The 24,568-nt window shown below is 68.1% G+C and carries 14 protein-coding genes; 5 read left to right on the top strand and 9 right to left on the bottom strand.

Going from position 1 to position 24,568, the window contains the following annotated elements; genetic code table 11:
• The first annotated feature begins 150 nt into the window (after positions 1 to 150).
• Complete coding sequence (locus ACMA1D_RS00900) at positions 151 to 975, top strand: SAM-dependent methyltransferase (RefSeq protein WP_414721979.1); 825 nt, start codon at positions 151 to 153, stop codon at positions 973 to 975.
• Between the two features lie 47 nt (positions 976 to 1,022).
• Here the strand turns inward: ACMA1D_RS00900 and ACMA1D_RS00905 are convergent, their stop codons facing one another.
• Together ACMA1D_RS00905 and ACMA1D_RS00910 are read right to left on the bottom strand one after the other, a co-directional pair.
• Positions 1,023 to 1,895, bottom strand: a complete 873-nt coding sequence (locus ACMA1D_RS00905; RefSeq protein WP_414721879.1) for a helix-turn-helix domain-containing protein — start codon at positions 1,893 to 1,895, stop codon at positions 1,023 to 1,025.
• A 154-nt stretch (positions 1,896 to 2,049) separates the two neighbouring features.
• Positions 2,050 to 2,283, bottom strand: a complete 234-nt coding sequence (locus ACMA1D_RS00910; RefSeq protein WP_414721880.1) for a DUF397 domain-containing protein — start codon at positions 2,281 to 2,283, stop codon at positions 2,050 to 2,052.
• A gap of 482 nt (positions 2,284 to 2,765) precedes the next feature.
• Here ACMA1D_RS00910 and ACMA1D_RS00915 point away from each other — a divergent pair, with 482 nt between their 5' ends.
• A complete protein-coding gene (locus ACMA1D_RS00915) occupies positions 2,766 to 3,227 on the top strand; it encodes a GNAT family N-acetyltransferase (RefSeq protein WP_414721881.1) in 462 nt (153 codons plus the stop codon).
• Between the two features lie 144 nt (positions 3,228 to 3,371).
• On the top strand, positions 3,372 to 4,637 hold the full coding sequence (locus ACMA1D_RS00920) for an SEFIR domain-containing protein (RefSeq protein WP_414721882.1): 1,266 nt from the start codon (positions 3,372 to 3,374) through the stop codon (positions 4,635 to 4,637).
• Between the two features lie 20 nt (positions 4,638 to 4,657).
• On the opposite strand, the gene ACMA1D_RS00925 is transcribed toward ACMA1D_RS00920, so the two are convergent.
• From ACMA1D_RS00925 to ACMA1D_RS00940, 4 genes are read right to left on the bottom strand one after another with little or no spacing between them, the layout of a single operon-like run.
• Complete coding sequence (locus ACMA1D_RS00925) at positions 4,658 to 7,162, bottom strand: RNaseH domain-containing protein (protein ID WP_414721883.1); 2,505 nt, start codon at positions 7,160 to 7,162, stop codon at positions 4,658 to 4,660.
• The gene (locus ACMA1D_RS00930) at positions 7,156 to 10,401 is read right to left on the bottom strand and encodes a hypothetical protein (RefSeq protein WP_414721884.1); all 3,246 of its coding nucleotides are present in this window, start codon (positions 10,399 to 10,401) and stop codon (positions 7,156 to 7,158) included. The genes ACMA1D_RS00925 and ACMA1D_RS00930 overlap by 7 nt, the downstream gene beginning before the upstream one ends.
• The gene (locus ACMA1D_RS00935; protein WP_414721885.1) at positions 10,388 to 11,566 is read right to left on the bottom strand and encodes a hypothetical protein; all 1,179 of its coding nucleotides are present in this window, start codon (positions 11,564 to 11,566) and stop codon (positions 10,388 to 10,390) included. Before ACMA1D_RS00935 ends, ACMA1D_RS00930 begins: the two co-directional genes overlap by 14 nt.
• On the bottom strand, positions 11,563 to 13,227 hold the full coding sequence (locus tag ACMA1D_RS00940; RefSeq protein ID WP_414721886.1) for a PD-(D/E)XK nuclease family protein: 1,665 nt from the start codon (positions 13,225 to 13,227) through the stop codon (positions 11,563 to 11,565). Before ACMA1D_RS00940 ends, ACMA1D_RS00935 begins: the two co-directional genes overlap by 4 nt.
• A 140-nt stretch (positions 13,228 to 13,367) precedes the next feature.
• Here ACMA1D_RS00940 and ACMA1D_RS00945 point away from each other — a divergent pair, with 140 nt between their 5' ends.
• On the top strand, positions 13,368 to 16,478 hold the full coding sequence (locus ACMA1D_RS00945; protein ID WP_414721887.1) for a DEAD/DEAH box helicase: 3,111 nt from the start codon (positions 13,368 to 13,370) through the stop codon (positions 16,476 to 16,478).
• Here ACMA1D_RS00945 and ACMA1D_RS00950 read toward each other — a convergent pair.
• Both ACMA1D_RS00950 and ACMA1D_RS00955 read right to left on the bottom strand, forming a co-directional pair.
• Positions 16,450 to 17,454: a hypothetical protein gene (locus ACMA1D_RS00950; protein ID WP_414721888.1), complete on the bottom strand. Its 1,005-nt coding sequence runs from the start codon at positions 17,452 to 17,454 to the stop codon at positions 16,450 to 16,452. The genes ACMA1D_RS00945 and ACMA1D_RS00950 overlap by 29 nt on opposite strands.
• Before the next feature lie 50 nt (positions 17,455 to 17,504).
• Positions 17,505 to 19,766, bottom strand: coding sequence for a tetratricopeptide repeat protein (locus ACMA1D_RS00955; RefSeq protein WP_414721889.1), 2,262 nt, complete (start codon positions 19,764 to 19,766; stop codon positions 17,505 to 17,507).
• 1,577 nt (positions 19,767 to 21,343) lie between these two features.
• Between ACMA1D_RS00955 and ACMA1D_RS00960 the strand changes: the two genes are divergently transcribed.
• Complete coding sequence (locus ACMA1D_RS00960; RefSeq protein WP_414721890.1) at positions 21,344 to 22,381, top strand: sporulation protein; 1,038 nt, start codon at positions 21,344 to 21,346, stop codon at positions 22,379 to 22,381.
• A 274-nt stretch (positions 22,382 to 22,655) separates the two neighbouring features.
• On the opposite strand, the gene ACMA1D_RS00965 is transcribed toward ACMA1D_RS00960, so the two are convergent.
• Positions 22,656 to 24,047, bottom strand: a complete 1,392-nt coding sequence (locus ACMA1D_RS00965; protein WP_414721891.1) for an MFS transporter — start codon at positions 24,045 to 24,047, stop codon at positions 22,656 to 22,658.
• Positions 24,048 to 24,568 lie beyond the last annotated feature (521 nt).

Raw genomic sequence — 24,568 nt, forward strand, 5'->3', positions numbered from 1 at the left:
CCCGGCCACCACGGCCCACTGCCACGTATCGGATAACTCCCCGCCCCAGTGGCCCCTTTGGGTGACTAGCCGGCCGCTTCGCAGACTCTTAAAATGGCCCCCTGCATCATCCAGAACATCCTGGTGATACCGGTGCTCACAGGAGTGTGCATGGCCTACGGGGAGAATCCCGAAACTCGCTTCATCGACACCAGCAAGGCCAGTGCCGCGCGCATGTACGACTGGCTCTTGGGTGGGACGGAGAACTACGAAGTCGATCGCGAGGCCTGTGACGTACTGCTGCGCATCGCGCCCAGCAGCCAACAACTCGCCCGAACCAACCGGGACTTCCTCCGCCGCGTGGTGCGCATCCTGGCCACCGAGAAGAACATCACCCAGTTCCTCGACCACGGTTCCGGCCTGCCCACCCAGGACAACGTCCACGAGGTCGCCCAGCGCGCCCGGCCGGGCGCCAAGGTCGTCTACGTGGACAACGACCCCATGGTCCTCGCCCACGGCCGCACGTCCCTGGACGACAACGAGGACACCATGGTCCTCGACTACGACATGCGGCGCACCCGCGACATCAGGCAGGCCACCGAGGGGTTCCTCGACTGGAAGAAGCCGATGGCCGTGCTCTTCGTCTCGGTGCTGCACTGTCTGCCCGACACCGACGACGAACGCGACCCCGCCGCGCTGATCAAGACCGTCGCCGAGCAGTTGGCGCCGGGCAGTTACATGGTCGTCTGCCAACTCGTCAGCGACGACCCCGTCGTGCGGCAGGACGTCACCAACCTGATGGCGGAGGCCACCAACCACAACTGGGGCCGGGTCCGCGAAACGCACGAGGTGCGGAGGTACTTCGAACCGCTGGAGATCCTGTCACCGGGGTTGGTCGACGTCATCGACTGGCGCCCCGACGCCCCGCCGCCCCCCGCCCATCTGCGGCCCACGGACTGGGTCGAGTGGGGCGGCGTCGGGCGCGTCCCGGGGTGATGCGCTAACCGGTGGGTGACACGGAGCAGTCGGGTGAGCGGAACGGCTCAGCCCGACTGCTTTTCTATGGTCTTGTGCTCCCAGTGGTCGAGCGCCCGCATCAGCGCGAACGTGCTGTCCTTGCGGTCGTACGCGTTCGCCCGCACATTCAGCAACAGGCGCCGGTACTTGTCGAGTTGCCGCTTCTGGGTGACGTAGTTGGCCCCGTCGAGGTGCTCCACGTACGCCAACTCCTGACACTCCCCATCGGCGAACGACAGGTGGAAGATCGGGTAGGGCGGGGTCATGGCACCCTCGCGCACGATGCGTACGTTGAAGCGGTTGGTCTTGGTGATCTTCAACAGCATCTGGATCTGCTCGAACATCGAGTTGGCCGAACCGTAGCCGCGGAACAGGACCTCCTCGCCGATCAGCGCATCCAGGGCGCGACCACTCTTGTCGATCGCGACCTGCCGCTGCATGCGGAGCGCGACGACCCGCTCGATGTCGGCGTCCGGCATGCCGACCTCCATCATCCGTACGATTGCCCGCGCGTACGACTCGGTCTGCAACAGGCCCGGCACCACATGGGGGTCGAAGACGGAGATCTTGGTGGCCGCCGCCTCCAAGCGGATGAGGCGCTTGAGGAAGTGGGGCGTGACGTCGGCGAACCTGGCGTACAGGTCGGCATTGCCGGCCTGGGTGAGGAGTTGGTCGATCTGGCTGCGCTGCTCGCGCGAGAGGCCGTAGAAGACCGCGAGGTCGTGCACGTCGCGCGGCTTGGCCGGGCTCTCGCCCCGCTCCAGCCGGCTCACCTTGGAGGTGGAGGCCCGGATCGCGCGGGCGGCGTCGGCGAGGGTGTATCCGAGGCGCTCTCGGTGGTGGCGCAACTCGTCGCCCAATAACCTTCCGGCAGGGCGTTGTTCCTCCGAGGTCTGCATGCGGAGGACGGGTGCGTCAGAACCACGCTGGGCCTTGCGGGCGGCGGACATACCGACTCCGAGGTTTCGGGAGAGCAACCAAATTGACCCCAGAGTGCCGGGTGTACGCCCGCCGCCGCAAATCATGGCCAGAGTGTGACTCTGCGTTTTGGTGCTAGGCGGTGAGGTGGTCGAACTCCGCTTCCCGTGCGCCCGCGAGGAATGCCCGCAGCTCCGCCTTGGTGAAGACGAGGGCCGGGCCTTCGGGATGACGCGAGTTCCGCACGGCGACCTCCCCGCTCGGCAGCCCGGCCACCTCGACGCACTCGCCGGCGCCGACGCTCGCCCGGGCCTTCAGCCAGGTGACACCCGTGATCTCGGTCGCCGGGGCGCCGTTCTTGATCGTCATAGCTCCCTCGCTCATCTCTGATCTCGCTCGCCGTTCTCGCTTGCCGAAATCGATGTACGCGATTCCCGTATGGGAATCCGCTGCATCGCCCATGCAAGGATAGGTGGCGAAGCCGGCGCGAACATGCCCCGAAAGAGTGCGTTTCCCGAGGTCGATGGGCGGTATTGCCTGAATGCCCGCCGGTATTCAGGCTCATGGGAGACGTGCACGCCACAGATGAGTACGAGGCGGGGCGGGGTTCACTTCCCCGTTTCCCGTCCGACCGCGTGACGTCGTGCAACTCCGAGGCAGAACCCTAGTGTTGGGCATCCGACGCCCGGCCGCCGGCCCCTGCGCGGCGGCCCGGGACGGTCGTGCAAGCGGAGGCCAGTGCACCAGGCGCGCGACCCGCAGGCGGCGAACTGCCCCGGTGCTCCGTATGGGGCTGCTGCGTTGGTGCTCCATCGCGGGGCCTCGCTGGGCCGCTCTGTCAAGCTGTGCGCGTGATCATCAGACTCGGGTGCGAAGCGGACCTTCCGGCATTCCTCGGCCTCGCGGGGCAGGTTGAGCAGTGGTTCGGGCCGATGGTCGGCGATGCGGGATTCCACGCGGCGGTGGCGGAGCACATAGGGGAGGCCAAGGCGCTCGTCGCCGAGGCGAACAAGACCGTGCTCGGCGCCTTGCTGTTCGGTGGCGAGCCGCCCACGTACCACCTGCACTGGATGGTCGTCTCGGCGCGCTCGCGCGGGACGGGAGTGGGCCGTGCCCTGGTCGCGGAGGCCATCCACCGCTACGTCCGGCCCCCCGCCACGCTGGAGGTCATCACGTTCGGCCCCGACCACCCCGGCGCCATCACCAGCGGCGCCCGCGCCTTCTACGAACACCTCGGCTTCACTCCGGGCGAGGCGACCGAACCGGGGCCGGAGGGCGGGTCGCGGCAGGTGTATCGGTTGGAGGTGGGATGAGGGGGCGGTGAGGTGGTAGCTGAGTTGGCGTGGCACGCCGACAGAAAAGGTGTCACTTCCCTGACGAATGAGTCCAGCAGGCACGGCCTGTGAGCTTTGCTCCTAACGTGGCGTATCTGTTCCAGAACGTCGAAGGGTAGCTGGGTGGAACTGCGTAATGTGGTCAGCGTCGAACTGACGCTGACAGGGTCGGGTGGCAAGGACATCGAAACGGCACCGCGCGGGGTGCGGGTGGGGTCAGTGCAACTGCACGACTGGCAAGTCGATCCGGTCGGCTTGGCACAACCCGTCGATGAACGGGTGGATTGCTATCTTGTCAAGGTTAACTTCGATCTGGATCTCGCTCAGCGCATGCTTCCCATGAACTGGTTCGAGATCGGACTCGCCTTCCCCAGTCAAGACGGCGAGGCAGCGAACGGCCAGGTGACGGTCGTCGATGCCCTTCCGCATTCGGAGCGTGGGCCCCGTGGTGCTGCCTCCTACCTGCTCACTCCGAACCTCCAGTTCATGGCTTCCCCCGCGAGCCCCGCCTCCCAGGCGTACGTGTCTGCCTCGAACGATGGCGTCGATACCTACGGCGTCGGCAGTGACCATGTGCGTTGGCGTCATGTGGCGCCTTGCGGCGCACGGGGTGTGCGCTCGGGGTCGTACGCGGCGTGGATAGCACTGGCGGTTCCCAAGGGGCGCGCGGCCCAGGACGTAGTGGTGTCCGTTCGCTTCGACCTGGAGCCCGACACCGTGCTGGACTATGAACTCGGCAGCACGGTCGCCACGTTCACCCTGCCGCTTCCGCCCATGAAGGGTTCTCGAACACTTACCGTGCCCGTGCCGCCACTGTCCGAGGGTCCGGCCAAGGTAAATGACTCCACTGCGCACGTCCCTGGGCCCGTAGTCTTCGTCTCGTACGCGCATGACAACCTTGGGCACAAGGATTTGGTGCGGCGCTTCGCCACCGTCCTCATGGGCTGCGGCGTCGAGGTCATCCTTGACCAGTGGGTACCCGGCAATCGCCAGGACTGGCATCATTGGGCCCTGAAGAAGATCCCGAACGTGGACTTTGTGATCGTGATCGCTTCGGCCATGTGCAAGGCCGTCGGGAACGGAACGATGGAGCCCGGCAGGCACCGAGGGATGCGGAGCGAAACCGCCATCATCCGGGAGCTGCTGGTGAAGGACCCGGACACGTGGCTGCGCAAAGTGCTTCCCGTCGTGCTCCCGGGGGAGACGGTGGAGAACTTGCCGATGTATCTCCAGCCCTGCAACGCGGACCGCTATGTCGTCAAGGAGCTGTCCGAGATCGGTATCGACGACCTGCTTCGGGCGATGGCTGACGTCCCTCAGCACGAGATGCCGCCCCTGGGACCGCTCGCGACGCGATTGGCCCAGGGGCGGAGGCCCGACGAGAGTTGACCGCGTGGCCGACGGACGACCTAGTCGTGGTCTCCGTCGGCCGCACCCGACACTCGGTAGTCAGGGTGGTCCCGGTCCGCGGCCATCGCGAGGTGGAGGGGGACCGGGACGGTGGTCCGGCCGTCCCACGAGACGGCTTGCTCACACAGCCGGGCGGTGAGTGCGGCGAGCTGTGCCGATGGCCAAGAACCCGTCCGGACGATGAGGATCTCCTTACCGGTGTACGCGTGCCAGGGAACCGTCAGCTCCGAGCCGAGGTCGGCCGGGAGCGTCCACCGGGTGTACCGGGCACCGCGGTCGCCCCGCTTTGCCTTGAGGGAAACGGACCGGCCGGGAAGGTACCAGGAGTCCAGACTGCTCTCCACGAGTCGGTAGATCTTGCGCTCCGGCGCCGCAGGTTGGAGCGGGTCGGCGGGCTTGTTGGCCTTCTCCACCCGAGTGACCGGCCGACCGATCTCAGGGGGCTTCGTGTTGAGCCGTACGACCGCCACGTCGGCCCCGGCACGATGTAAAGCGTCCCCGGGAACCGGTCCCGCGCCGAAGGAGTTGTCCGCGAGACCTGACCAGATGCTTCGAGTCGCCCCGGACTCGACGAAGATCACCAGCGGTACGTCGCTGGCGACCGACGCGGCGAGTGCTTGGAGCCGCTGTTCGACCTCCGCGCGCGTGACCTCGGCCTTGGAGCCCGAGCGACCGAATCGATGCGTACCGATGGGGCCCGCGTGGAAGTCGGTCAGAGCGTCGGCGGCACGGAGCCAGGCCCCTTCCCGGTCGCTGTACATCAGGGCCCGCCACAGCCCCAGGTCCGTGGGGTGGGTATGCAGCGCGTACATGGTCACGGTCATCAGGAGGCCGTCACCGGACTTCTGCTGGCGCCGCATGTGGATGCCGACGAGTAGCGCTGGACGGTCGAGCCGGTGGAGCATGCCGTCCTGCCCCAGCGCGTTGGGGAGGCGATCATCGAGGACTCCGGCCGCCCGGAAGAGATCGCGCAGGGCAGCGCGCCCGGCATGCTCCTGCTCGTTTGCGCTCCGCGGCTCCGCGTCAGGTGGCAGGTCCACCGGGTCGGTGGCGAGGAACTGGCTGGGGATGCGCAGGTGTCCCAGCAGCCGCCGGACATGGGGCTTGGCATCGAACTCTGGCCGGTCGACTGCGGGATGGTGCTCCGTCTCCAGCCATGCGGCCACGAGCCGATCCTCATCGGGAGGCAGGTCCAGGACGGCGCCGAGGACTCCGGCACGGTTGACGGTGGTGTGGGTGAGCAGATCGGGGCAGTGCCGAGTGACCACCTCAAGTCGGTCATTGACGGGCACGGCGGCCCCACCCGGTGCAGGGCGGATCGGGCGACCGGTCAGGGCCGCCAACTGCCCGAGCATCCGGTCACGGGCCTGCGCGGTGGAGTACAGGCAGGCAAGCGTCATCCGTCGGTAGCCCGTCGGGCCGACGCCGGCGGCCGGTACTCCGCCGTCCTGGTACTTCGTCACCCGTTGCGGCAGCCGGATGGCCTTGTCGACGTGATACGTCAAGGGGACGAGGGCGGGGAACGTACGGCAGATGTGCTCGTGCAGACGTAGCATAAACCGCGGGCCGAGACCGCTACCGAGGCTTGTGAACCTGTTCCGGGAGAGCTGAGGCCTGATCTGCCCCGGCACGCTCGGCAGGTCGGCAGGGATGTGGAGGGGCTCAAGCTGGCAGGCCCCGAGGATCTGTGCGATCGCCGGGTCAATTTGTGTGTACCACTCCTCCGCTTTCGGGTCCCATGTGCGGTACGTCCGGAGGCGTAGGATCGGCGCCTGCGGATCGCCGCGTTCTACCCATGCATGCTTTGCATGGTGACCCTGCGGAGAGATTCGGGACAGATGGGCGTCGAAGCTCAGTACCGGATCGTCCACTCCGGCGCGGGTGATCAACCGCGCTGTGACTCTCGCCATGCTGAAGGCCTTGCCCGTCCGGTTGACGATGAGGTCGTCGGTGTTCCAAGCGAGGAGCGATCCATCCGTGTCCATCCGCAACGCGAGGGGAGGTCGGTCGTCCACCGGCATCGGATGACCAGCGAGTTCCCGCATGAACTGCCAGGCGGCGGTGCGAAATACCCAATTGGGCATGACGGGTACCTGCCCGTCACGGAAGTGGAAGTAGTCAGCGAACGAGCGGGGTAGGCCGGGGGGAGGGAACAACTCGGCGAGCGTCGAGGGAGCGCCATCCGTGATGTGTCGTTCCCAGGCGCGTACCGCCACGCGAAGGCGGTAGTCGAGTGCGGCATCAGTGGTGAGCAGCAACATACGGGTTCCGCCGGCGCGTTCGACCTCGGCAAGGTGTCTATCGGCGAAGAGCCGGACCGGGCGCCCGGTGGCTGCCGTGAGCCCCATGGCCAGTGCCTTGTAGTGATGTCTCCAGGGCCCGGATCGGGCCGGCAGTGCGTTCCACGCATCGTGGAAGTCCCCGGTCAGCGGGTAGGCGACAACGGAGCCGAGCAAGTCGTCCAGGCGGTCGCGGGGCACCCGGTAGCCGAGCGTGATCAGCATGGTGAGCCTCCGGTGGCGTGTCGGTCGGCGTAGTCGAAGAACGCTTCGAGCGTGGTTCCGTAGTAGGCGAGCAGATCGCCCAGAACGCCGGTGCGTCGCCACTGCTCTCGCAGCTTGACGATGAGCGTGGCGATGTCACTGCCACCGGACGCGTCGAGCATGGCGCCGTCCACCAGGTGCAGCACGGCTGAGGTTCCGCCCCGTCGTGCTCGGCCGATGAGCTGCACGGCACCATTGATGATCTCGGCTACGACCCCGAGCTTGACCTCGTCAGGCTGCGCCTGGAAGTAGGGAGGCCGGCGGATGATGTCTTCCAGGTACCGGCCGGCGCTGCTCCTGCGAGACTCCAGTAGCTGCAACGGATCGCTGGACGGGCCCGGGTGGTCGGTGAGGGCCTTGGCCTGAATGTGGGCGACGAGCTCAGCGGGTTCGTCGATTAACGGAATGGGCCGGACGACCAGCCATACCGAGCCCAAGGCCGACTTGTCTTCGGCTCCGATGATGTTCACACCGCGCTGCACCCGAGCCAACGGTGCAATCAGGATGTCGGCGCCGGCTAGTGCGGGAAACTCTTCCAAGCGGTCGGCGGGGAGCTCGTACCACGAGCCGTTGGCGACGACGTCGCCCCGCCTCCCGATGCCGGGACGTACCGCCAGACAGATCCGTGACGACGACACGCCGGCGGAGAGCAGACCCTCTGCGACGAGACGCGCCGCCTGGTAGGAGGTGGTGGCCAGCAAGACCCGGGCTCGGTCCTTGCAGTCACGGTGAAGTCTCTCCAGTTCGGTGCACAAGCGCTGTCGCCACAGTCCCTCTGCCAGCCGCTGGGTGGCCGAGGCGCGGTTGTGCCCGTCGAGACCCGAAATCCGGATGGCATTGTCGGCGCCGTCCAGGACGGGAGCGGACTCCACCCGGACCCGGCTCGGGGTGTTGTCGGCTACCCACCACCGTGGCTTGATGTGGACGTGATGGTGCGGGGCGCCGGGAAAGTACGAGGTGGCCGATAGCCCGAGCACGATCCGTCTCGTGCCCGCCAATGCCAGCGCGGTGGTGTCGCCGAGCCCGACGGTGTAGGTGTGTGGGTCGCCACCGAAAGCGGCTGTCGAGAGCCGCGCCGGGGCCGTGCCGGTGTCGTCGTGGTACTCGGTGAAGGCGAAGACGAGTCGGTCGAGCGGGCCGGTCGGAGTGAGTTGCCAGCGGCCGTAGGTGCCGAGTGCATCAGCGATCTCGTGGGCCGATTCGACGCCGACGTCCATGAGTTGTGCATTGCTCGCCATGAGTACGTGGAGGTACCTGCGGATGCGTTCCAACATGACGCGACGCAGCATGCGGCTGATGAAGCGGCCACGGTCGCGTTCGTTGAGGGACGGGACAAGTCGGGTGAGTGCCGCGTGGGCCGCGTCTATCGCCTGGCCACCCGATCCGACCGTGACCACCTGGGCCAAGTGGTGCCGGATCTCGGAGAACTCCACCGGTTCGGCGGCCTGCGGGCGGACTTCGTCGGGAAACAACGACCGGAATTTCAGCACGTCTTCACGCGTCACCTCATGACGCTCTTTGTCGAAGAGTTTGCTGGCGAGCCAACCGTCCCAGCGACGGGGCACGATCCAGATCCGACGTGGCCCTCGTGCACGGTTGCCACGAGAGGGGGCCGCTGCCCCTAGGCGTTCGTACTTCAGGTGGCTGACGTAATTCTCCGACAGATAGCGGAGGCCGAAGTAGGCGTCGCGAACGCTGGCGTCGACTTCGCCGTGGAGGCGTCCGAAGGCGGCTCCGAAATCCTGGTCGAACTGGCGCAGCGGGGTGTTGGTGTGGCCACCCTGGTCGAGCATCAATCCGCGCCCCGCTCGTTCGATGACCGAGCGTTGGAAGGTGTCCACCTCGTCGATGACCACTAGCTGACAACGTCGCAGTACCAGCTCCTCCACGCTGAGCCGGTCGTTCTCGCCGAACCCGTCATCGACCGGGGTTTGCAGGACACCGACCAGGAAGTTGACATGGGAGGTGACGATGATGTCTGCGGTGCAAGCCAACCTGGCTGGCTGGTACCGTCCGCATGAGGTCCGCCATGGACAGGAGACCGTACGGTCCCGGCCCCTGGCGTTGGAGCGACGCAGCTTGCCGCACGGCTCCCGGCCAGGTTGCCAGCCATCGATGCCGCTCTCGGACACTGCTACGGCGGACAGAGCGCAGCCGTAGCCGAACCGGCCCCAGATCCAGTCGGCATCGGGTCCGGGGGCCGAGGCCCGGTCCGCTGCGGTCTCGGCCACCTTGATGAGCGACCGTGGGGATACGAGCGGGGCGACCCGTGCGGAGTGGTCGAACAGCAGGAGGGCACGCTCGATCTGGTGGGCGGCTCGGACGACGTTTGCATTGGTAGGCAACACGAACGCGGTGGTGATGCCCTGCTCGGCCATCCAGCAGGCGAGAGTTTCGACGAGCACCACTGACTTGCCGAATCCGGTATAGGCGAGCAACTGGTTGAGGGTGCCGGCCGTTAGCCACATCTTCTCGACCTGTTCGCCCGCCTCGGTGCGGACCTCCGCCATGAAGCGGTGCACGGCCTTGAGCCGGTACACGCTTTCGCCGCGCCGCTCGGCCTCCCTGTCGATGCGGTCGGCGATCCGGCAGAGCTCTGTCAGCGGAATCGGCTGCTCAAGCAGGGCAGGCCTGTCCTGAAGCGCGGTTCGTGGCTGCTGAGGAGGGCGGTGGTGGGGCTGGATGTCATAGCGGTAGTCGACGTAGGTCTGGCTGGCGCCGCCGGCGCTGGGTACGCGCAGTGTCGTGGTGTGGGGGCCTGGCCTGGCGATCGGCAAGGACCGACTCGCTCGGCTGTGCAACGTATCCAATTCGCTGAGTGCACGGTCGATGAAGTCGGAGAGCGGCATGCCCGGGTCGACGTCAATCGTGTCGTGCATGTCGCCTTGATAGCCGTCGCCTGAGGTGCAGCCGTGCTGGGCCAACTCGCCGAGCAACCGGTCCAGGGTTCTGCCGGCCGCCTCTGAGTTGGCCATGATGTTGGGACGTCGACGCAGCAGGCGGGCGATCTGGCGGGCCTCTTCGAGGGGGAGCCGGGACCATTCCGACCATCCGGTCACATGCCCGTCCAGGACGAACAGGACGCTTCCGCGCGTCACGGTGCGACGGCCACCCTCATAGATGCCGACGGGGAAGTGCTGGGCGGCGAGACCGATGGCGGCGCGCAACACCCTGGGCAGCGTTCGGTTAGCTTGCTGCACGATCTCTCCGCTTCAAGTCGGTGAGTGCCTTGCGGACCGAGGCCTTCAGCTGGGTCTCGGTCGTGATGGGTAACTGGGGCAAGGCGGATCTGACCACTGGCAGATGGTGTTCATGCGTCCGTGGTAGCAGGACGCGGGCCCGCGGTGTCGCATTGCGTAGATCGGCGCAGAGCCGGTATGCCGACCGGTACTCCTTGAGGTCGAGACGGAGTTCGGTGGTGCCTAGGTGCACCTTGAGGTCGTAGCTGTCGCCGTCGGGCCAGAGAGCGACCTGGGCGCCCAGCTTCTCCAACTCTTGAGCAACCCTTAGTTCATTGGCCCCCGGCACCACGACGAACCGCCACACCCCGGGGTCCAGGCACACGGAACCCTGCGCTGGCCGGGCCTTGGGCCTGCGCACGCGAGGTCCCTCATCGATCCGCGTGAGCACCGGGCGGGAATCCGCCTTCTTCGTGGTGGTGATCCGATAGATGGCCGCATGTGGTCGATAGCGACAGCGGACGCGCCCATGCGACACGGCCATGGGCCAGCGACATTCGGGACAGGGCCACCACCACCCCGTCCCGTCGCGCGCATGGTGGACCTGGCTGCTGCCCAGCTCTTGGTACCCACGCCAGGGCAGGACAGCGCCGAGCTTGCTGCTGAGCTCGCTCAACTCATCGCGGCGGCCCGCAGGATGCTCGATCAAGAATCTGCGTGAGGTGACGTAGTCGTCCTGGTTCTTTGAACTTGTGAGGACGGCGAAGGTCTCGCGCCGTATGCGGGTGGCACCCATCCGTGTCCACGAGGGCAGCCAGTCGGAGGTTCCTACCCCGGTCTGAAGCCCAACGGCGTACTCGCTGGCCAGATCGATGGCGTCGGAGGTGAGCTGGTCGTTCTCGGTGAGGAGCACCACGGGGGCGATGACCTCGTCCACCTCGTCGGCGAAGGCCAGGAGCTCGCCGAGGGGAGCATGGAGCTGAGCAACTAGCTGGTGGGGGGTGACGGGGCCATGGCCGGGCCCGTGTACCTCCATGACGACCCCGGTCATGCTTGCTAATTCACGATAGGCGGCCTGGTGTTGATGCCTGGCCGACCAGGCGTAGGCGGCTCGTAGCGCGGCCGTGATGGCGCGCTGTGTTCGCGCGGTCTGGCTGGCTGGTGGAGGTGCGATCCATTCCGTCATGCGCGCGCCTGCGAGAGTGCGGAAGGGCACCAGGAGGCGAACGAACAACTGCGGCAGTGCTTCCCCGGGCGAGCCTTGAACTCCTGGTCCGTGCGCCAGTCGGCAACGTACTCAGTGACCACACTCCGTGCGTGTGCCACCAGCTCGGAGTCGCGTGGGTCGAAGGTCATGAGCACCGGACCGGTGCGGGAGAGGAGTTCCAACTCCACCCGGCAGTCCTGAGGGCTACCGGGGACCGCCCCTTCCGCGGCGAGCACCAGGGCCAGGGCGAGTTGTGGATAGCGGGTGAGGGGATCGCCCGCGCCCACGGCGTGGGAGGTCTTGGTCTCCCGTACGACCCAGCCGGACGGCGACCGATAGACCAAGTCAGCTTTGGCGATCACCACGGCCGCCGCCTCTGGGTCGTACACGACGAGATAATGCTCGGGAAGTACCGCGCCCCCTTCGGGGAGGTCAGCGAGTTTTCGCAGGGGACAGACCAGTGAGTGGTCCCCGACCATCTGAACCCCGAGGCGGGTCTCGACAGCAGAATCCCTGCCCGTGCCGGACCACCACGTGTCCGTTGTCGGCACGTCGGTGGCGTGGCATGCGACCGAGGGCGAGCGTCGGTGCCGTTCCTCGATCCAGTCGTGTACGGCTCTGCCACGGCGGACCGAGTCGGTGTCCTCGATCGTACGGTCGCGGGGCAGCCAGAGATCTTGGAGATGGGCCTGGGCCGGGCACTGTCCATAGGCACGTGCCAAGCTGAGAGACCAAGCGCGGCGCGGTGCGTCGGGGGCGGCGCTGACGCCGAGCAGCCCCGGGCGGACCGGGACGGCCGGGCAGCCGGCCACGAGCGGGCAGTCGGCGCAGTCCGGGCCCGGGCGGTGGGTGTAAGACGTGAATCGTGTCGGCGTCTGCTCACCGAGGTGCTGTTGATACTGATGGTGAGCGGCCTCGGCGGTGTCGTCGAACAGTACGTTGACCGAACCGTCCGTGCATCCGATTTCCACGACCCGTACGCGTGCGGGCGGCTCGTACGAGCCGATGACGAGCTTCCGTCCAGACCAGGGAGAGCTCAGCACTGGACATCCCCCAGCCGTTACTGCGGCGGTGAAGGCGCGCTCCGCCACGTCCAACGGACGCTTCTCGACGGAGCCGATGCGCAGTAGAAGGAGTTCGCGGACGCCTCCACTCTCGTAGCGGCGCCCCTGGACGATCTCCTCGTACATCGTGGCCCCGTCGCTGCCAAGGATGGGCCGTTGCCGTGCCCACGACCGGGCTACGGGCGTGAGGGGGAAGGGCCGACGGTCGCCCCGCGCGGTGTCGTGGTCGAGTCGGTGCTTGGCTTGCTCGACGTGCGTGGCAGCCTGTGTCACCCAGGTGACCAAGGCGGGATGGCAGGGCTTTCTCGGCTTGGCACGCCACTTGGCAATCGCCTCGTCCAAGGGCTTCTGGTGGAACTCGACCAGATCGAGCACGGCGTTGACCGGACTCAGGGCACTGTCTTCGAGGGGGTCCCTGCGAGGCCTTCTAGCCTTTGCCGTGCCGTACGTCGATGGACGTACCTTCATGGCCAGGCGTTGCGGGCAACCGTGCCTGAGCGTCCGCACGTTCGCGGGCTGAATGCGTATCAGCCGCATTTCATCGGTGCTGCTTTGTGAGTTTCGTTCGTTCTGCATGAAAGTACTCTTCCTTGACGCGCGGGGCCGCGTAGTGTGTTTCGGCCGCAGGGAGTTGACTGCGCTGGTTGAATCGTTGATCCGAGTTCGCACATGCGTGCGACCTTCGAACGGGGGATGTGCTCTTGAGGGACGAGCGGATGCTGCGCGGACTCTTCATTGGTGTCGACAACTATGAATCGCCGAGTTTTCGACAGCTCAACTACGCCAAACAAGACGCCCGAGTTCTGCGCGCCCTCTTCCTCGACAACTTCGACGGAAATGCGAGCCTAGTCCTTGACGATGCCGCCACCAAGGACAGATTGTTGACAGAACTGGGGCAGCTGGCGGTGGAGAGCACGAGTGACGACGTCGTCGTCATCTCCTTCTCGGGGCACGGAACCCGAACCCACGAACTCGCCACATGGGATGCCCACCCGGACGATCTCGCTACGACGGCACTGGGGCTGGAAGACCTCGTCGACCGAATCGGCGTGATTCGCGCATCTGTACTGTTGGTGGTGCTTGACTGCTGCTTCGCCGGAGCCGCCTTCACTAAGGTGCTCCGGCAGCCTGAGGGCGCGGCGAGTCGCGGTCCTGGGCATGCGGCAGCACATGTACTGAACCGGGTGTCAGGCAAGGGGAGGGTGATTCTTGCGGCATCAGCCGCTGACCAACAGGCGTACGAACGACCTGAACTACGCCATGGAGTGCTGACGTACTACCTGATCCAGGCGCTGCTGGGGCACCGCGACGTCGTGGTCGACGACGGTCGCATTCCGCTGCTGCGGCTCGCAGACTACGTGTCCCGAAAGACGGGTGGACACGACCTGCGGCCCTGGGAGGTGCCCCAGAACCCTTCGATGGGTGGGTATATCGACAATGCCATGTTCTCCACTTTCCGCCGGGGTGAGAACCTTGCCGCTGTAGGCGGCCATCCCGAACCCCTGCGGGCCACACACGCCTTCGGTAGCCTCTTGGAACTCGGAATTCCGGCAGCCGCCATCCGCTTGTGGAACCAAGAGTTCGACGGCCTGAACGGTCTTCAAGTGGAAGCAGTCAACGAAGGGGGGCTGTTCGCTGGTAGCAACGTCGTCGTGAGCGCGCCCACCGCGTCCGGGAAAACGCTGATCGGAGAGTTGGCTGCACTCCACGCCTTCGCCCGTAACGTACGGACCGTCTTTCTCCTTCCCACCAGGGCCCTGGTGAACGAGCAGTTCGAACGATTCACCGCACGCTATGGACCGGGCGGAGTAGTCACGATTCGGGTCACCAGTGACCTCCGTGATCATATGTCCGACCTCCTCGTGGGAAAATTTGATCTTGCGCTGCTGACATACGAGAAGTTCATCGGGCTCCTCTTCACGAGCCCAGGACTTCTGGAGCGCATCGGGGTGCTGGTAGTAGACGAAATCCAGGCGTTGCTGACCCCTGACCGTGGCCCTCTGCTGGAGATGCTCTTCACCTGGCTCAAGATGCGGCGAGGGCACTCCGCCGTGCCGCAGGTGATCGGACTGTCGGCCGTACTGAAGGACGCGGAGGAGGTTGCGCTGTGGTTGGGCGCCCAGTTGGTCAGCTCCGTGGACCGGGCCGTCCCGCTCCACGAAGGTGTCGTCGACCTGAAGGGTACGTACCGCTATTGCGACCAGAAGGGTGCGGAGGCCGAGGAGCAACTCGTGCAGCCAATGGTCGATGTCTTTCCCGACGAAGACGGGCAGGAGGCGTTGGCCCTCCACGTTGTCCAGGGACTGGTTTCGATGGGGCACCAGGTCCTGGTCTTTCGCAATACCCGTCAACGTGCGCTTGACCTTGCCCGTAATCTGACACACCTGCTTGGCCTGCCAGCCGCCAGCGCCGCGCAGGAACTCGTCTCGCAGGGTGAGGGAGGCCGGGCAGCCGACGGACTCTACTGCTGCCTCTCCGGTGGCGTCGCCTTCCACACCTCGGACCTGAGCGATGCACAACGGCGCACGGTGGAAGAATCCTTCCGCTCCACCGACCGTGACATCCGTGTCGTGGTGGCCACGACGACCCTGGCTCAGGGAGTGAACCTCCCTGCCGACTCCGTCGTCATCGGCGAGTTGCTGCACCCAGACGAAGAGGGCCGGAAGTACCTCGTCTCCGAGTACAAGAACATGGCGGGACGTGCGGGCCGCGCCGGCGCGGCCCGTCCGGGCCGGGCAGTGATTCTCACCCGGGGGGAATTGGACGGCGAGCGATTGTGGGGCACGTATGTGAAGGGGGCCCCGGAGGGGCAACCTGCGGCACTGCTGACGCCTTCGGTCGACCTTCGTTCCGTCGTCCTCGCGGCGCTCGCTGGGCCCACGGATGACATGGGACGGCCGACGGAGGTGGACGTCGAGAAGTTCCTGGCGTGGACGTTCGCCTCCCACCAGTGCCGGGTCAGCGGCCAGCCGGCCCCGTTCCCCCCGAATCTCGTACGACGGGCCACAGGCGACCTCATCGGTGCTGGTCTGCTGCGCGGGACCGATGCGTCGTACGTGGTGACGGAACTTGGCGAGATCGCGGTTCGCACGCGCCTCGGTGTGGACTCCGTTATTGAACTCGCCGAGGTGATGCGGACCGTGCCCGCGGACTCGATCAACCGGATGACGTTGATCTGCGCCGCGCAGCTCGTCCGAGAGCTGGACGACAAGAGGTTCGTGCGCTTCCACCAGCAAATGCGCCGCGAACACCACGCGTTGCTCGCTGAGCTCACGGGGCAGAAGGTCGCCGAACCGGTGCTGAACCGGTTGATGGGGGCAGGGGACAAGAAGGGCATAGGAGTGGCAGGCGCCCGCCGGGCGATCGCCTGTCTTCTGTGGGCACAAGGCGTGCCGATGGCCCAGATCGAGCGACGCCTTACGCGCTACCTCCGGAACCCAAGCCCGATGCCGGTCGAACCGCTCGCCCAGCTCACGGCCGATGTCATGGGGGCGGTGATCGACATCGTGCACTCCGTGCACCCGCGCGCTGACCTGGGCTCCCTCGCAGAATCACTGGCTGCCGAACTTGAGTGGGGCGTTGGTGCCGGGCTCACACCCGTCGCCCAGCACATGGAGGTGCGCCTCGGCCGTGAGGTGTACCGCAGGCTTGCCGGACAGGGGCTCGACACAGCGGAGGCGATCGCGCGCGCCGACGACGACAGGCTCTTCGGATGTGTGGGAGGGGCGACAGAGCTCGCGCTTGCGCTGCGGGCGGCAGCGACTGCGGTACAGGAGGAGGCCCAGCGCATCGATGACGTCAACCCGCTGCTACCGCCCGTCGACTGATCGCCCACGTCTTCGACCCGCCGGCGCGGCCGGGCCCTTCGGCCCAACTCAGCCCGTAAGAACGGTTCGGCCGCAGACCGGTGAAGCTCGCTTGTACGGCACCAGAGGCGTTGCGTTTGAGGCGGATTCGTCCCACGTTCGGGTCCCCCGCCTCCAACGGCAACTCGTCGTCCACCACCCGAAGCTGCGCCGGCGCGGTCCCGAACCAGACGGTCAGCGCGAAGTGCTGGCAGGGGTAGAGAGGGGTGCAGACGTAGAACGGTGCCAGTGGGCCGGCGACGCGGATCGTCAGCCGATGGCGCTCGCCCCGGCGCAGCGGCCGGGGCAGCCGCACCAAGGAGCCCACCCGGGTGCGGGACTGTGGCTCCATTGAGTGCTGCGGAGTACCACCGTGGACGACGGAGAAGGACAAGCCCGACCCGTCCCGCACTGGGGTGCTCACGTCGGCCGTGGGGAACGAGTGGGACAGGGCGATGTGCGTCAGCCCGTCATGGCCACTGACCACCTGGCGCTCTTCGACAACCTGTGGCATGGACCGGTCCAACAGAAGCAGGACGTGCAGTGACTCGGTGTACCAGGGAGGGTCGGCAGCCGACGGCCTCCCCGCGACGGCCGCCAGCGCCTCCTCGGCCAGTCGGGCCAACGCAGCGTCGACATGACGGCGGGCCGTGCGCTCGTCTCGATCGAGCTCGGCCGCGGCCCGCGCCAGGCGTCTCCCGAAGCGCTCGGTGGGTGCGTCGTCCAGGGCGAGCGCGAGCCGGGCGAGCCGCGACAGGCCCTGCGGCATGGTCACGGTCACGTCGAGCAGGTGCCGACGGAGCGCGCTACGTTGCACAGCGGGTTCCGCATCGGTGGGCACGCCGGCGACGTATCGGAGCGCTTCGCCGATCCGAGTCGGGGCCCCGGGGTCGTCCATGCCGAATCCCTTGCGGAGGATCTTGAGCTCTGCGAGCACGTCGGCTGAGCTGATGGTCATCTTTCGTTTCTTCTGCTTTCTTCCATGCGGTGCGTGGCAGGGGCCGTGACTCAGCACAGGGTCCAGCGGGCGCGCGCCTCACCGACCATCCCAGGTGCGAAGTCTCCGTAGAGTTCGTCGGCGTGCGCCCAGTGCTCGGCGGCCTCTATGTCGCGTCCGAGCGCGGCCTCCACGTTGCCCAGGCCGGTGATTGCTCGCGCCGTCTCGTACGAGCTGCCGCACTGCTCGCCCAGGAGAACGGCCTGCTCGTAGTGGTCACGAGCGGTGAGGTGGTTGCCGGCCTTGAAGTGTGCCCAGGCAATGCAGTTCATGGCCATGGCGAGATCGACCGGGAGATTCAGCCTGGTGAAGTCCTGGTAGGCCTGGGTCGCGTGGTGGACCGCTTCGTCATGCTGATCGAGCTCGGCTTCGGCCAACGCGATGCCGCGTAGCGTGATGGCCGCATTGCGCTCGTTCCCCTGCCGGTGGTAGGCGCGCAGGACGACTCGCAGATCGCGCAGGGCCTGGGCGTGGTCTCCCAGATACAGCTCCGCCCAGGCCAGGTTCGACGTGGCGTTGGTGATGCCGTGCTCGTCGTGGAGCTCGTCGAAGAGGGCCAGGGCATCTCGACAGTAGCGTACCGCGGTGTGTAGGTCTCCCCGATCTACGTGCGCGATGCCCAGGTTGTTCAGTGTCATGGCCAGACCCTTCTTGTTCCCCGTCATCTCGGCTGAAGCAGCGGCCCGGAGGTGTGTGTCGATCCATGGGTCCCAAAGTTTGGAGAGGAAGAAGAACTCCCTCAATAAGAACGCGAGTTGCCAGCATTGGCGGTGTAGTCCGCGGTCGGCGGCGAGGTGGCAGAGGCGTACGAGGTTGGGCCACTGGGCGTCAATCCAATTCAGCGCCGAAGCGCGGTCCACGAATTTTTGCGATGCTTCGGGAAGGTTGCCGAGCGCGAGGGGCATGCGGTATCGGTGCGGAGCGAGGAACTCGTCGCTGGACTCCGTAAGGAGAAGGCTGTGGTCGAGAAGGCGCCGCACGGCCGCGTCCTGTTCGACGGCGGCCACATTGGCGAGTACGTGCTCCCGTGCGAACTCCCGCAGCAGGTCGTGCACCCTGATGTGACCAGCGGCCTCGGTGGAGATCAGATGGGCGTCCCCGAGCCGGTCGATGACGCTGGTGGTCCGCGCCAGGCTGAGGCCGGTGAGGGCTGCAATGCTCTGGAGCTCGACATCACGTCCTGGGTGCAGCGCAAGCAGCCCAAACACCCTCAGCTGGGCGGGCGTCAGGGCCCGGCACGACAGGCTGAACGCCGCGGCCACGCTGCGCTCGCCGTCGTCCAGGACGGCGAGCCGGGAGGACTCGTCTGCCAGGCGTGCCTCGAAGTCAGCCAGGGACCACGTGCCCGTGCTGCGGAAGCGTGCGGCGGCGATGCGGATGGCCAGTGGCAAGAGGTCGCATCGGGTCACGACACGGCGCACCACCTCGTCCTTCGCGGTGTCGGCCGGAGCGCCCGCCACGGAGCGAAAGAGATCGACTGCGTCATTTGCTGACAGTTCACGGACGGGCAGATGTACCGCATCGTCCATGGCATTGAGTCGATGACGACTGGTGATAATCACTCTGCACCTCGGTTCGGGTGGGAGCAGCGGTGCGACCTGCGCAGCGCTGCCTGCGTTGTCGAGAACAAGGAGGAGTCGTTTGCCGCGCAAGCGACTGCGATAGAGGTTGATCCGGGCATCCAAGGCGGCAGGGATCTGTTCCATCGGCACGTGCAGCAACCGGAGTAGGGGGTCGAGTACGTCATGGGCCGAGGTGCCGTTCCAGATACCTTGATCGGCGGGCGCACCGCCGTCCGCGGGCCGCCCCAGATCGAGGAAGAGACAGCCGTCCGGGAAGGCGCTCACCGTCTCTCGTGCTGCGCGCACCGCCAAGGCCGTCTTGCCTGCGCCGGCGAGCCCGCTGAGGACGCAAACATTGCGAGATCCGCTGCCCGTTATGAAGGTGGTGAGGCGATCAATCTCGACGGCGCGCCCGGTGAACAACGGAGTCGACACCGGCAGCCCGATCACCGGGCCGTACGTCGCGCGAATGCTCCTCCTGCCTGTTCCCTCAGGGCGAGCCCGGACGAGGGCGGCAAGGACGCCGCCCGTCGCCAACTCGTCGTCACACGCCAGGGCGAGCGGGAGGTTGCCGGGCGCCTTACCCGTCTCCACCTTGCTGAGGTACCCCTTGCTGTAGTGGATACGGCCGGAGAGCGCCGTGATGCTCAGCCCCGCGGCCGAGCGCAGTCGGCGGAGTTCGGTGCCGAAGTCCAGTGGGCCTTGATCCATGCAGGCATGGTGCCCGCCGCTCCGGGGCCATGCGTCTCGAATAAGGCGCGATCACCGTTCGGTGCCGGATTGTGCGAGCGGCCGGGTGGGCTGACGGGCAATTTGCCTGAGAGGCTGATCAGTTGCTGTGCGTGTGCATGGTGCTTCGCCTCCCTTCTCACTGATGCGAATGGCCAGAGCGGGCTGTGCGCCGGTTGGCATCGGCGGGGCATTCGCAGAGCGCCGGGCCGGCTGGCCGCGCTGCCTTGAACAGCCTTGCGTTGGCCGACAGCTGAAGGAAGGGGCCTGCTGTTTCCAGGCTGATAGGAAACAGGAAACGCTCTTCCTGCTGGGCGACGGATGGCGCGCATGGCCGCAGGTCACTGGAGGGCGGGCCGGTACGGCCGCGGGCGGGGGGCCTTTGGCCGGGAGTGCACGGCGATCTGCCCGTGGAGCCGCGGTTGCCGGTGGCCCATTCTCGGAGCGCCCGCATGGGCGCAGAGCATCGAGAGTGGAGAGCCCTTCCTCGTGCGCTAATACCCTTGACGTTTAGCGAATGTGAGGAAACCTCACGTCTTCCACGGGCCTGCTATTCGCGTGACACCAGCACCTCCTACGACCTCGACCCCCAGTGCTCCCCGAGACCGCGGGCGCATTGGTGATCGGGGTCGTGTCGTGTTGCTGGGGCAAGGGGGCGGAGGCAGGGACGGGTGCGGGTGTGCGTTGTGGGATGCTCCCCGCCGCGGTGGGGAGCGCCTGTTGGGCGGGGCCGCGCGGCGCGGTGGGTTGTTTGGGTGTGCGCGTGGGGGCGCTCGGGGGTGAGGGGTGACTGTCGCGCGGCGCCGGTTTTCGGTCGCCCTGGGGCGTGGAGTGGCGGTGCTTCGCGGGGCGGAGGCGGCCCTAGACTTCTACAGTCGTGTAGAAGTAAGGGGGTTCGAGTGGGGCGGCGGGGGTGTGGTGTGCACACGGTAGCCGGGAGGGGCGCGGGACCTTGACCGTGTCCAACGGGTGGGCGTCGACCGAGGGTAACCCGACGGGTGAAGCGCCTGGTTGGGGGCCGCGTGGGGGGCGCCGCCGGGTGGTACGGGGCGGCTCGTGCAGGCGCTGGGGGACTGGCCCGGACCGGGCCGTCGGTCCTGTCGGGGCGAGGTCGGCCGTGGACAATGGCTGTCGGGATGCCGGGGGGCGATGCCCGGTCGTGCCCGGGAGCGGGAGCCGGGTCATGTTCGGGTCTGGCGGCTTCGGGTCTGGCGGCGGAACGCGCCCGGCGCTGGGGCACGCGGTCGGCCATGGGGCGTGCGCGGTCGGTCGGGGTGTGCGTCCAAGGTCGCGGGCCGACCGGGCGGGCAGGTCCCGGCTGAGTGGGCACGGCGCCGTCCCGTTCTCGGGAGTGTCCGCCGCCTGCCCGTGGCTGCCCGGTGTGCCGGCAACGATCCGTCGCGTACCTGCGTCCGTACCCGTAGCGCACCCGTACCCGCAGTCGACCGCGTCCCCATGGCCGTACCCCTTTCGGAGCGGCCGTGGCGACGCGCGCCGCACCGATGATCACCTCGCTCAGCCCCCAAGTGCTAGTCACCCAAGTGAAGGAGAACGCCGGCATGGTGTTCACGCCCGTGCTCAGCCCCCTCGGCGAGGGTGGACCCCGGTTGGAGACGGTTCTGGCGCCCGGTGCCGCGCTGCCCGGTGGGCGGTTGGCCGGGCAGGTTCGGCTGCGTGGTGGTCATGCCGACTGCGACATCGACCGCATCACCGTGGAGGTGGTGGCCAGGCTGGGTACCGCTGCCGAGGCGCGGCGGCTCGAACGCGAGGTCGTCTGCGCCCGGTTCACGCTGCCGGGCAGTTTCCGACTGGGGCGCGGTGAGGAGCGCAGCCTGCTCTTCGACGTACGGCTGCCGTGGGAGACGCCCGTCACCGAGCGGGCGGGGCAGCCGCTCGGCGTCGTCCTCGGTGCGCGTACCGAACTCGCGGTGGCCGCGACCAAGGGGCGGGGCGGCCTGGTGCCGCTCGCGGTCGCCCCGTTGCCCGTGCACGAGGCGCTGCTCGCGGCCCTGGACCGGCTCGGCTTCCGCTGCACGGCCGCCACCTTGGAGTACGGGTTGGTCCCCGACACCAGCCAACGCCTCCCGCTGTACCAGGTCTTCACCCTCCTGCCGGCGCCCGCGTACGCCGGGGTGCTCCGCGAACTTTCCGTGACCTTCCTGACCAACCCGGGCGGTGCGGACGTCATCGTGGAGGCGGATCGCCCCGGCGGTCTGTTCTCCTCCGGTCACGGGCAGCTCAACCGGCACATCGTCAGCCACGGCGACGCCGCGCAGCGGGACTGGGGTGCCACGGCCGGGGTGTGGGTGCGGGAGGTGCTGGCCCGGCTCGGGCACCGCAGCCTGCCTGGCCCCGCGGGCCACGGCGGGGACCGTTCGACGGCCGGTGCGGGGGCGCGGCGCGCGCGGCGTACCGTACGCGCCGAATCGCAGGAAGCGTCCGGGACTTCGGGCGCGGCGCGGCTCCCGGAACCGGCGGTTGATGCGGCGGCGGCGGGCGGTGGGGCCGTCGTCGTCCCCGCCCCGCCGGCCGTGCGGGTGTCTCCGACGGACCGGCCGTCGGTGGCCGCGCCGCGCGAGGGCGCGCCGCAGGTGTGACGTGGCGTCGGGTGCGGGATGCGGTCCGCCGGCCGGGGCGGGCCGGGGGCCGATTCCGGGTGTGGCGGGTGGTCGCCGGGTGTGCTGACGCCCGCCCGCCGCACCCTGCCGCTCCCGCCCGCTGCACCCACCGCGCCCCGACGCTCCCTCACCGTCCTCCCCGCCGTTACCGTTCACCCGTTTCGTCCTCGCGCCCCGACGTCCCCCGCCGCTCCAACTCTCGCGCCCGCTGCCCCGGCCTCGCGCCTCGCGCGGGCCGGGTGTCGAGGCTTGGTCAGCTTCGGCGGGGGTGGAGCGGCCAGCGGTCGTGCAGGTCGTCGATCACGAAGTCGTGGCTGTGGCGCCAGCCGGTGCCCACGTGTTCGGCGTCGGTCAGGTGGGGGTGGTTACGCGTCAACGTGGTGTGAACGTAGGGGAGTTGGGCCGGATCGGGGGCCGGCCACAGGCGCTTGGCGGCCAGCGCGGCGCCGAGGGCCACTGCGCCGAGCACCCAGGCCGCGGCGGCCAGCCCGGCCGCCGTACCCAACCAGCCGGCCAGCGGGTACGTCAGCAGCCAGCAGCCGTGGGCCAGTGAGAACTGGGCGGCGAAGGCCGCGTTCAGGTCGGCCGGTGACGCGGAGCGGCGGACCAGCCGGCCGGTGGGCGTCATGATGACCGACTCGGCGGCTCCCAGCGCCCACCACAGGGTCAGCAGCGCGGGCCAGGCCCAACCGCCGCGCGGCCCGGCCGAGGCCAGCGCGGCGAGGGCGAGCAGGAGCCCGGCCGAGGCGAACGCGGCGGGCAGCATCACCGATTGTTCGCCCGTACGTCGCAGCAGTCGGGGGATGAGCAGTGCGGCGAGGATCGAGCCGGCTCCGTAGGCACCGAGCGCCACCGGCACGTCGGAGCTCGCTCGCCCGAGGTGGTCGCGTACGTAGACGATGGTGTGCACCATGACCACGGCGCCGCCGGCGGCGATGGACAGGGTGAGGGCGAGCAGGGCCCGCAGCCGCGGGGTGGCCAGGAAGATGCGGGTGCCGCGGGTGGCCCGGGCCAGCAGGTCCGGCGGGTCGGCGGCCGACGCGGCGCCCGGCGCCGGTGCCGATGTCGGCGCCGGGACGCGGGGGAGCGCCGTGGTCAGGACGAGCCAGGCCGAGCCGAGGAAGCCCGCAACGGTGCCGAGGAAGAGCCAGTCGTAGCGGAAGTGGGTGAGCAGGGCGGCGGCCAGCACCGGGCTGACGATCACCTCCAGGTCGTACGCGAGGCGGGACAGCGAGAGGGCACGGGTGTACGCGTCCTCGGTGGGCAGCAGGTGCGGGATGAGCGACTGGAATGCGGGGGTGAAGGTGGCCGACGCCGCCTGGAGCACCAGGATCAGCACGTAGACCTGCCAGACCGCGGTGACGAACGGCAGGGCGAGGGCGGCCAGCGCGCGCACCAGGTCGGTGCCGACCAACAGCGGGCGGGGCGGCAGCCGGTGAGCCAGGGCGCTGATGAGCGGGGCGAGCGCCACGTACGCCACCATCTTGATCGTCAGCGCGGTGCCGAGGACCGATCCGGCGTCGGCGCCCGCGATGTCGTAGGCCAGCAGGCTCAGCGCCACGGTCGCCAGCCCCGTGCCGACGAGCGCGATCACCTGCGCGGTGAACAGGCGCCGGTAGCCGGGGTGGTGCAGCACGGACGACATGCCCACTCTCCCTCCCGGGCACCGGCGGCGTACGGTGCCGACACTCAGTCATTATGTGCGCACTGGCGCACATAATGGGAGGGTGCGGGGTGGTGCGGGTGCGCGTCCCGGCCGGCCGGGTGCGCCGACGGGGCGTCATGTGCTGTGTGGGGCCGTGTGACGGGACGCATGGCCGAGCTTGGTGGGGAGCCCGGTGACCGAGTGGCGATCGTGACGGTGCGCGGCGCGGCAGCGCAGACGCGGTTCGGCAGGCACCGGAGCAAGGGTGATGCGGTGTGCAGGGCGAGACGGTGGGGTGCGCGGTCGGCTGGGCGCTCACACCGCCCGGTCGTACGGGGCGCCCCCACCGAGGCCGCACCCACCGCGGCGCCCCGGGGTACGCGGTGACACACACGGGTCAGGTCGTCGCCTCGCGCTGCCCCCTCGCCCAGCACGAGCCCTGCCCGCCCCATCACCGCCTACCCCGGCACGCACCCACCGCTTCCCACTGCCGCCGGCCGGCACCTGGCCCACCGGCGACC

Source organism: Streptomyces sp. 796.1 (assembly GCF_047525675.1).
Taxonomy (GTDB): domain Bacteria; phylum Actinomycetota; class Actinomycetes; order Streptomycetales; family Streptomycetaceae; genus Streptomyces.

What these genes read in the sequence shown, in the direction of transcription:
- ACMA1D_RS00900 (WP_414721979.1), top strand. Translation starts at nt 151, where the DNA reads ATGGCCTACGGGGAGAATCCCGAAACTCGCTTCATCGACACCAGCAAG.
- ACMA1D_RS00905 (WP_414721879.1), bottom strand. Translation starts at nt 1,895, where the DNA reads ATGCAGACCTCGGAGGAACAACGCCCTGCCGGAAGGTTATTGGGCGAC.
- ACMA1D_RS00910 (WP_414721880.1), bottom strand. Translation starts at nt 2,283, where the DNA reads ATGACGATCAAGAACGGCGCCCCGGCGACCGAGATCACGGGTGTCACC.
- ACMA1D_RS00925 (WP_414721883.1), bottom strand. Translation starts at nt 7,162, where the DNA reads ATGCTGATCACGCTCGGCTACCGGGTGCCCCGCGACCGCCTGGACGAC.
- ACMA1D_RS00935 (WP_414721885.1), bottom strand. Translation starts at nt 11,566, where the DNA reads ATGACGGAATGGATCGCACCTCCACCAGCCAGCCAGACCGCGCGAACA.
- ACMA1D_RS00940 (WP_414721886.1), bottom strand. Translation starts at nt 13,227, where the DNA reads ATGCAGAACGAACGAAACTCACAAAGCAGCACCGATGAAATGCGGCTG.
- ACMA1D_RS00945 (WP_414721887.1), top strand. Translation starts at nt 13,368, where the DNA reads ATGCTGCGCGGACTCTTCATTGGTGTCGACAACTATGAATCGCCGAGT.
- ACMA1D_RS00950 (WP_414721888.1), bottom strand. Translation starts at nt 17,454, where the DNA reads ATGACCATCAGCTCAGCCGACGTGCTCGCAGAGCTCAAGATCCTCCGC.
- ACMA1D_RS00955 (WP_414721889.1), bottom strand. Translation starts at nt 19,766, where the DNA reads ATGGATCAAGGCCCACTGGACTTCGGCACCGAACTCCGCCGACTGCGC.
- ACMA1D_RS00960 (WP_414721890.1), top strand. Translation starts at nt 21,344, where the DNA reads ATGGTGTTCACGCCCGTGCTCAGCCCCCTCGGCGAGGGTGGACCCCGG.
- ACMA1D_RS00965 (WP_414721891.1), bottom strand. Translation starts at nt 24,047, where the DNA reads ATGTCGTCCGTGCTGCACCACCCCGGCTACCGGCGCCTGTTCACCGCG.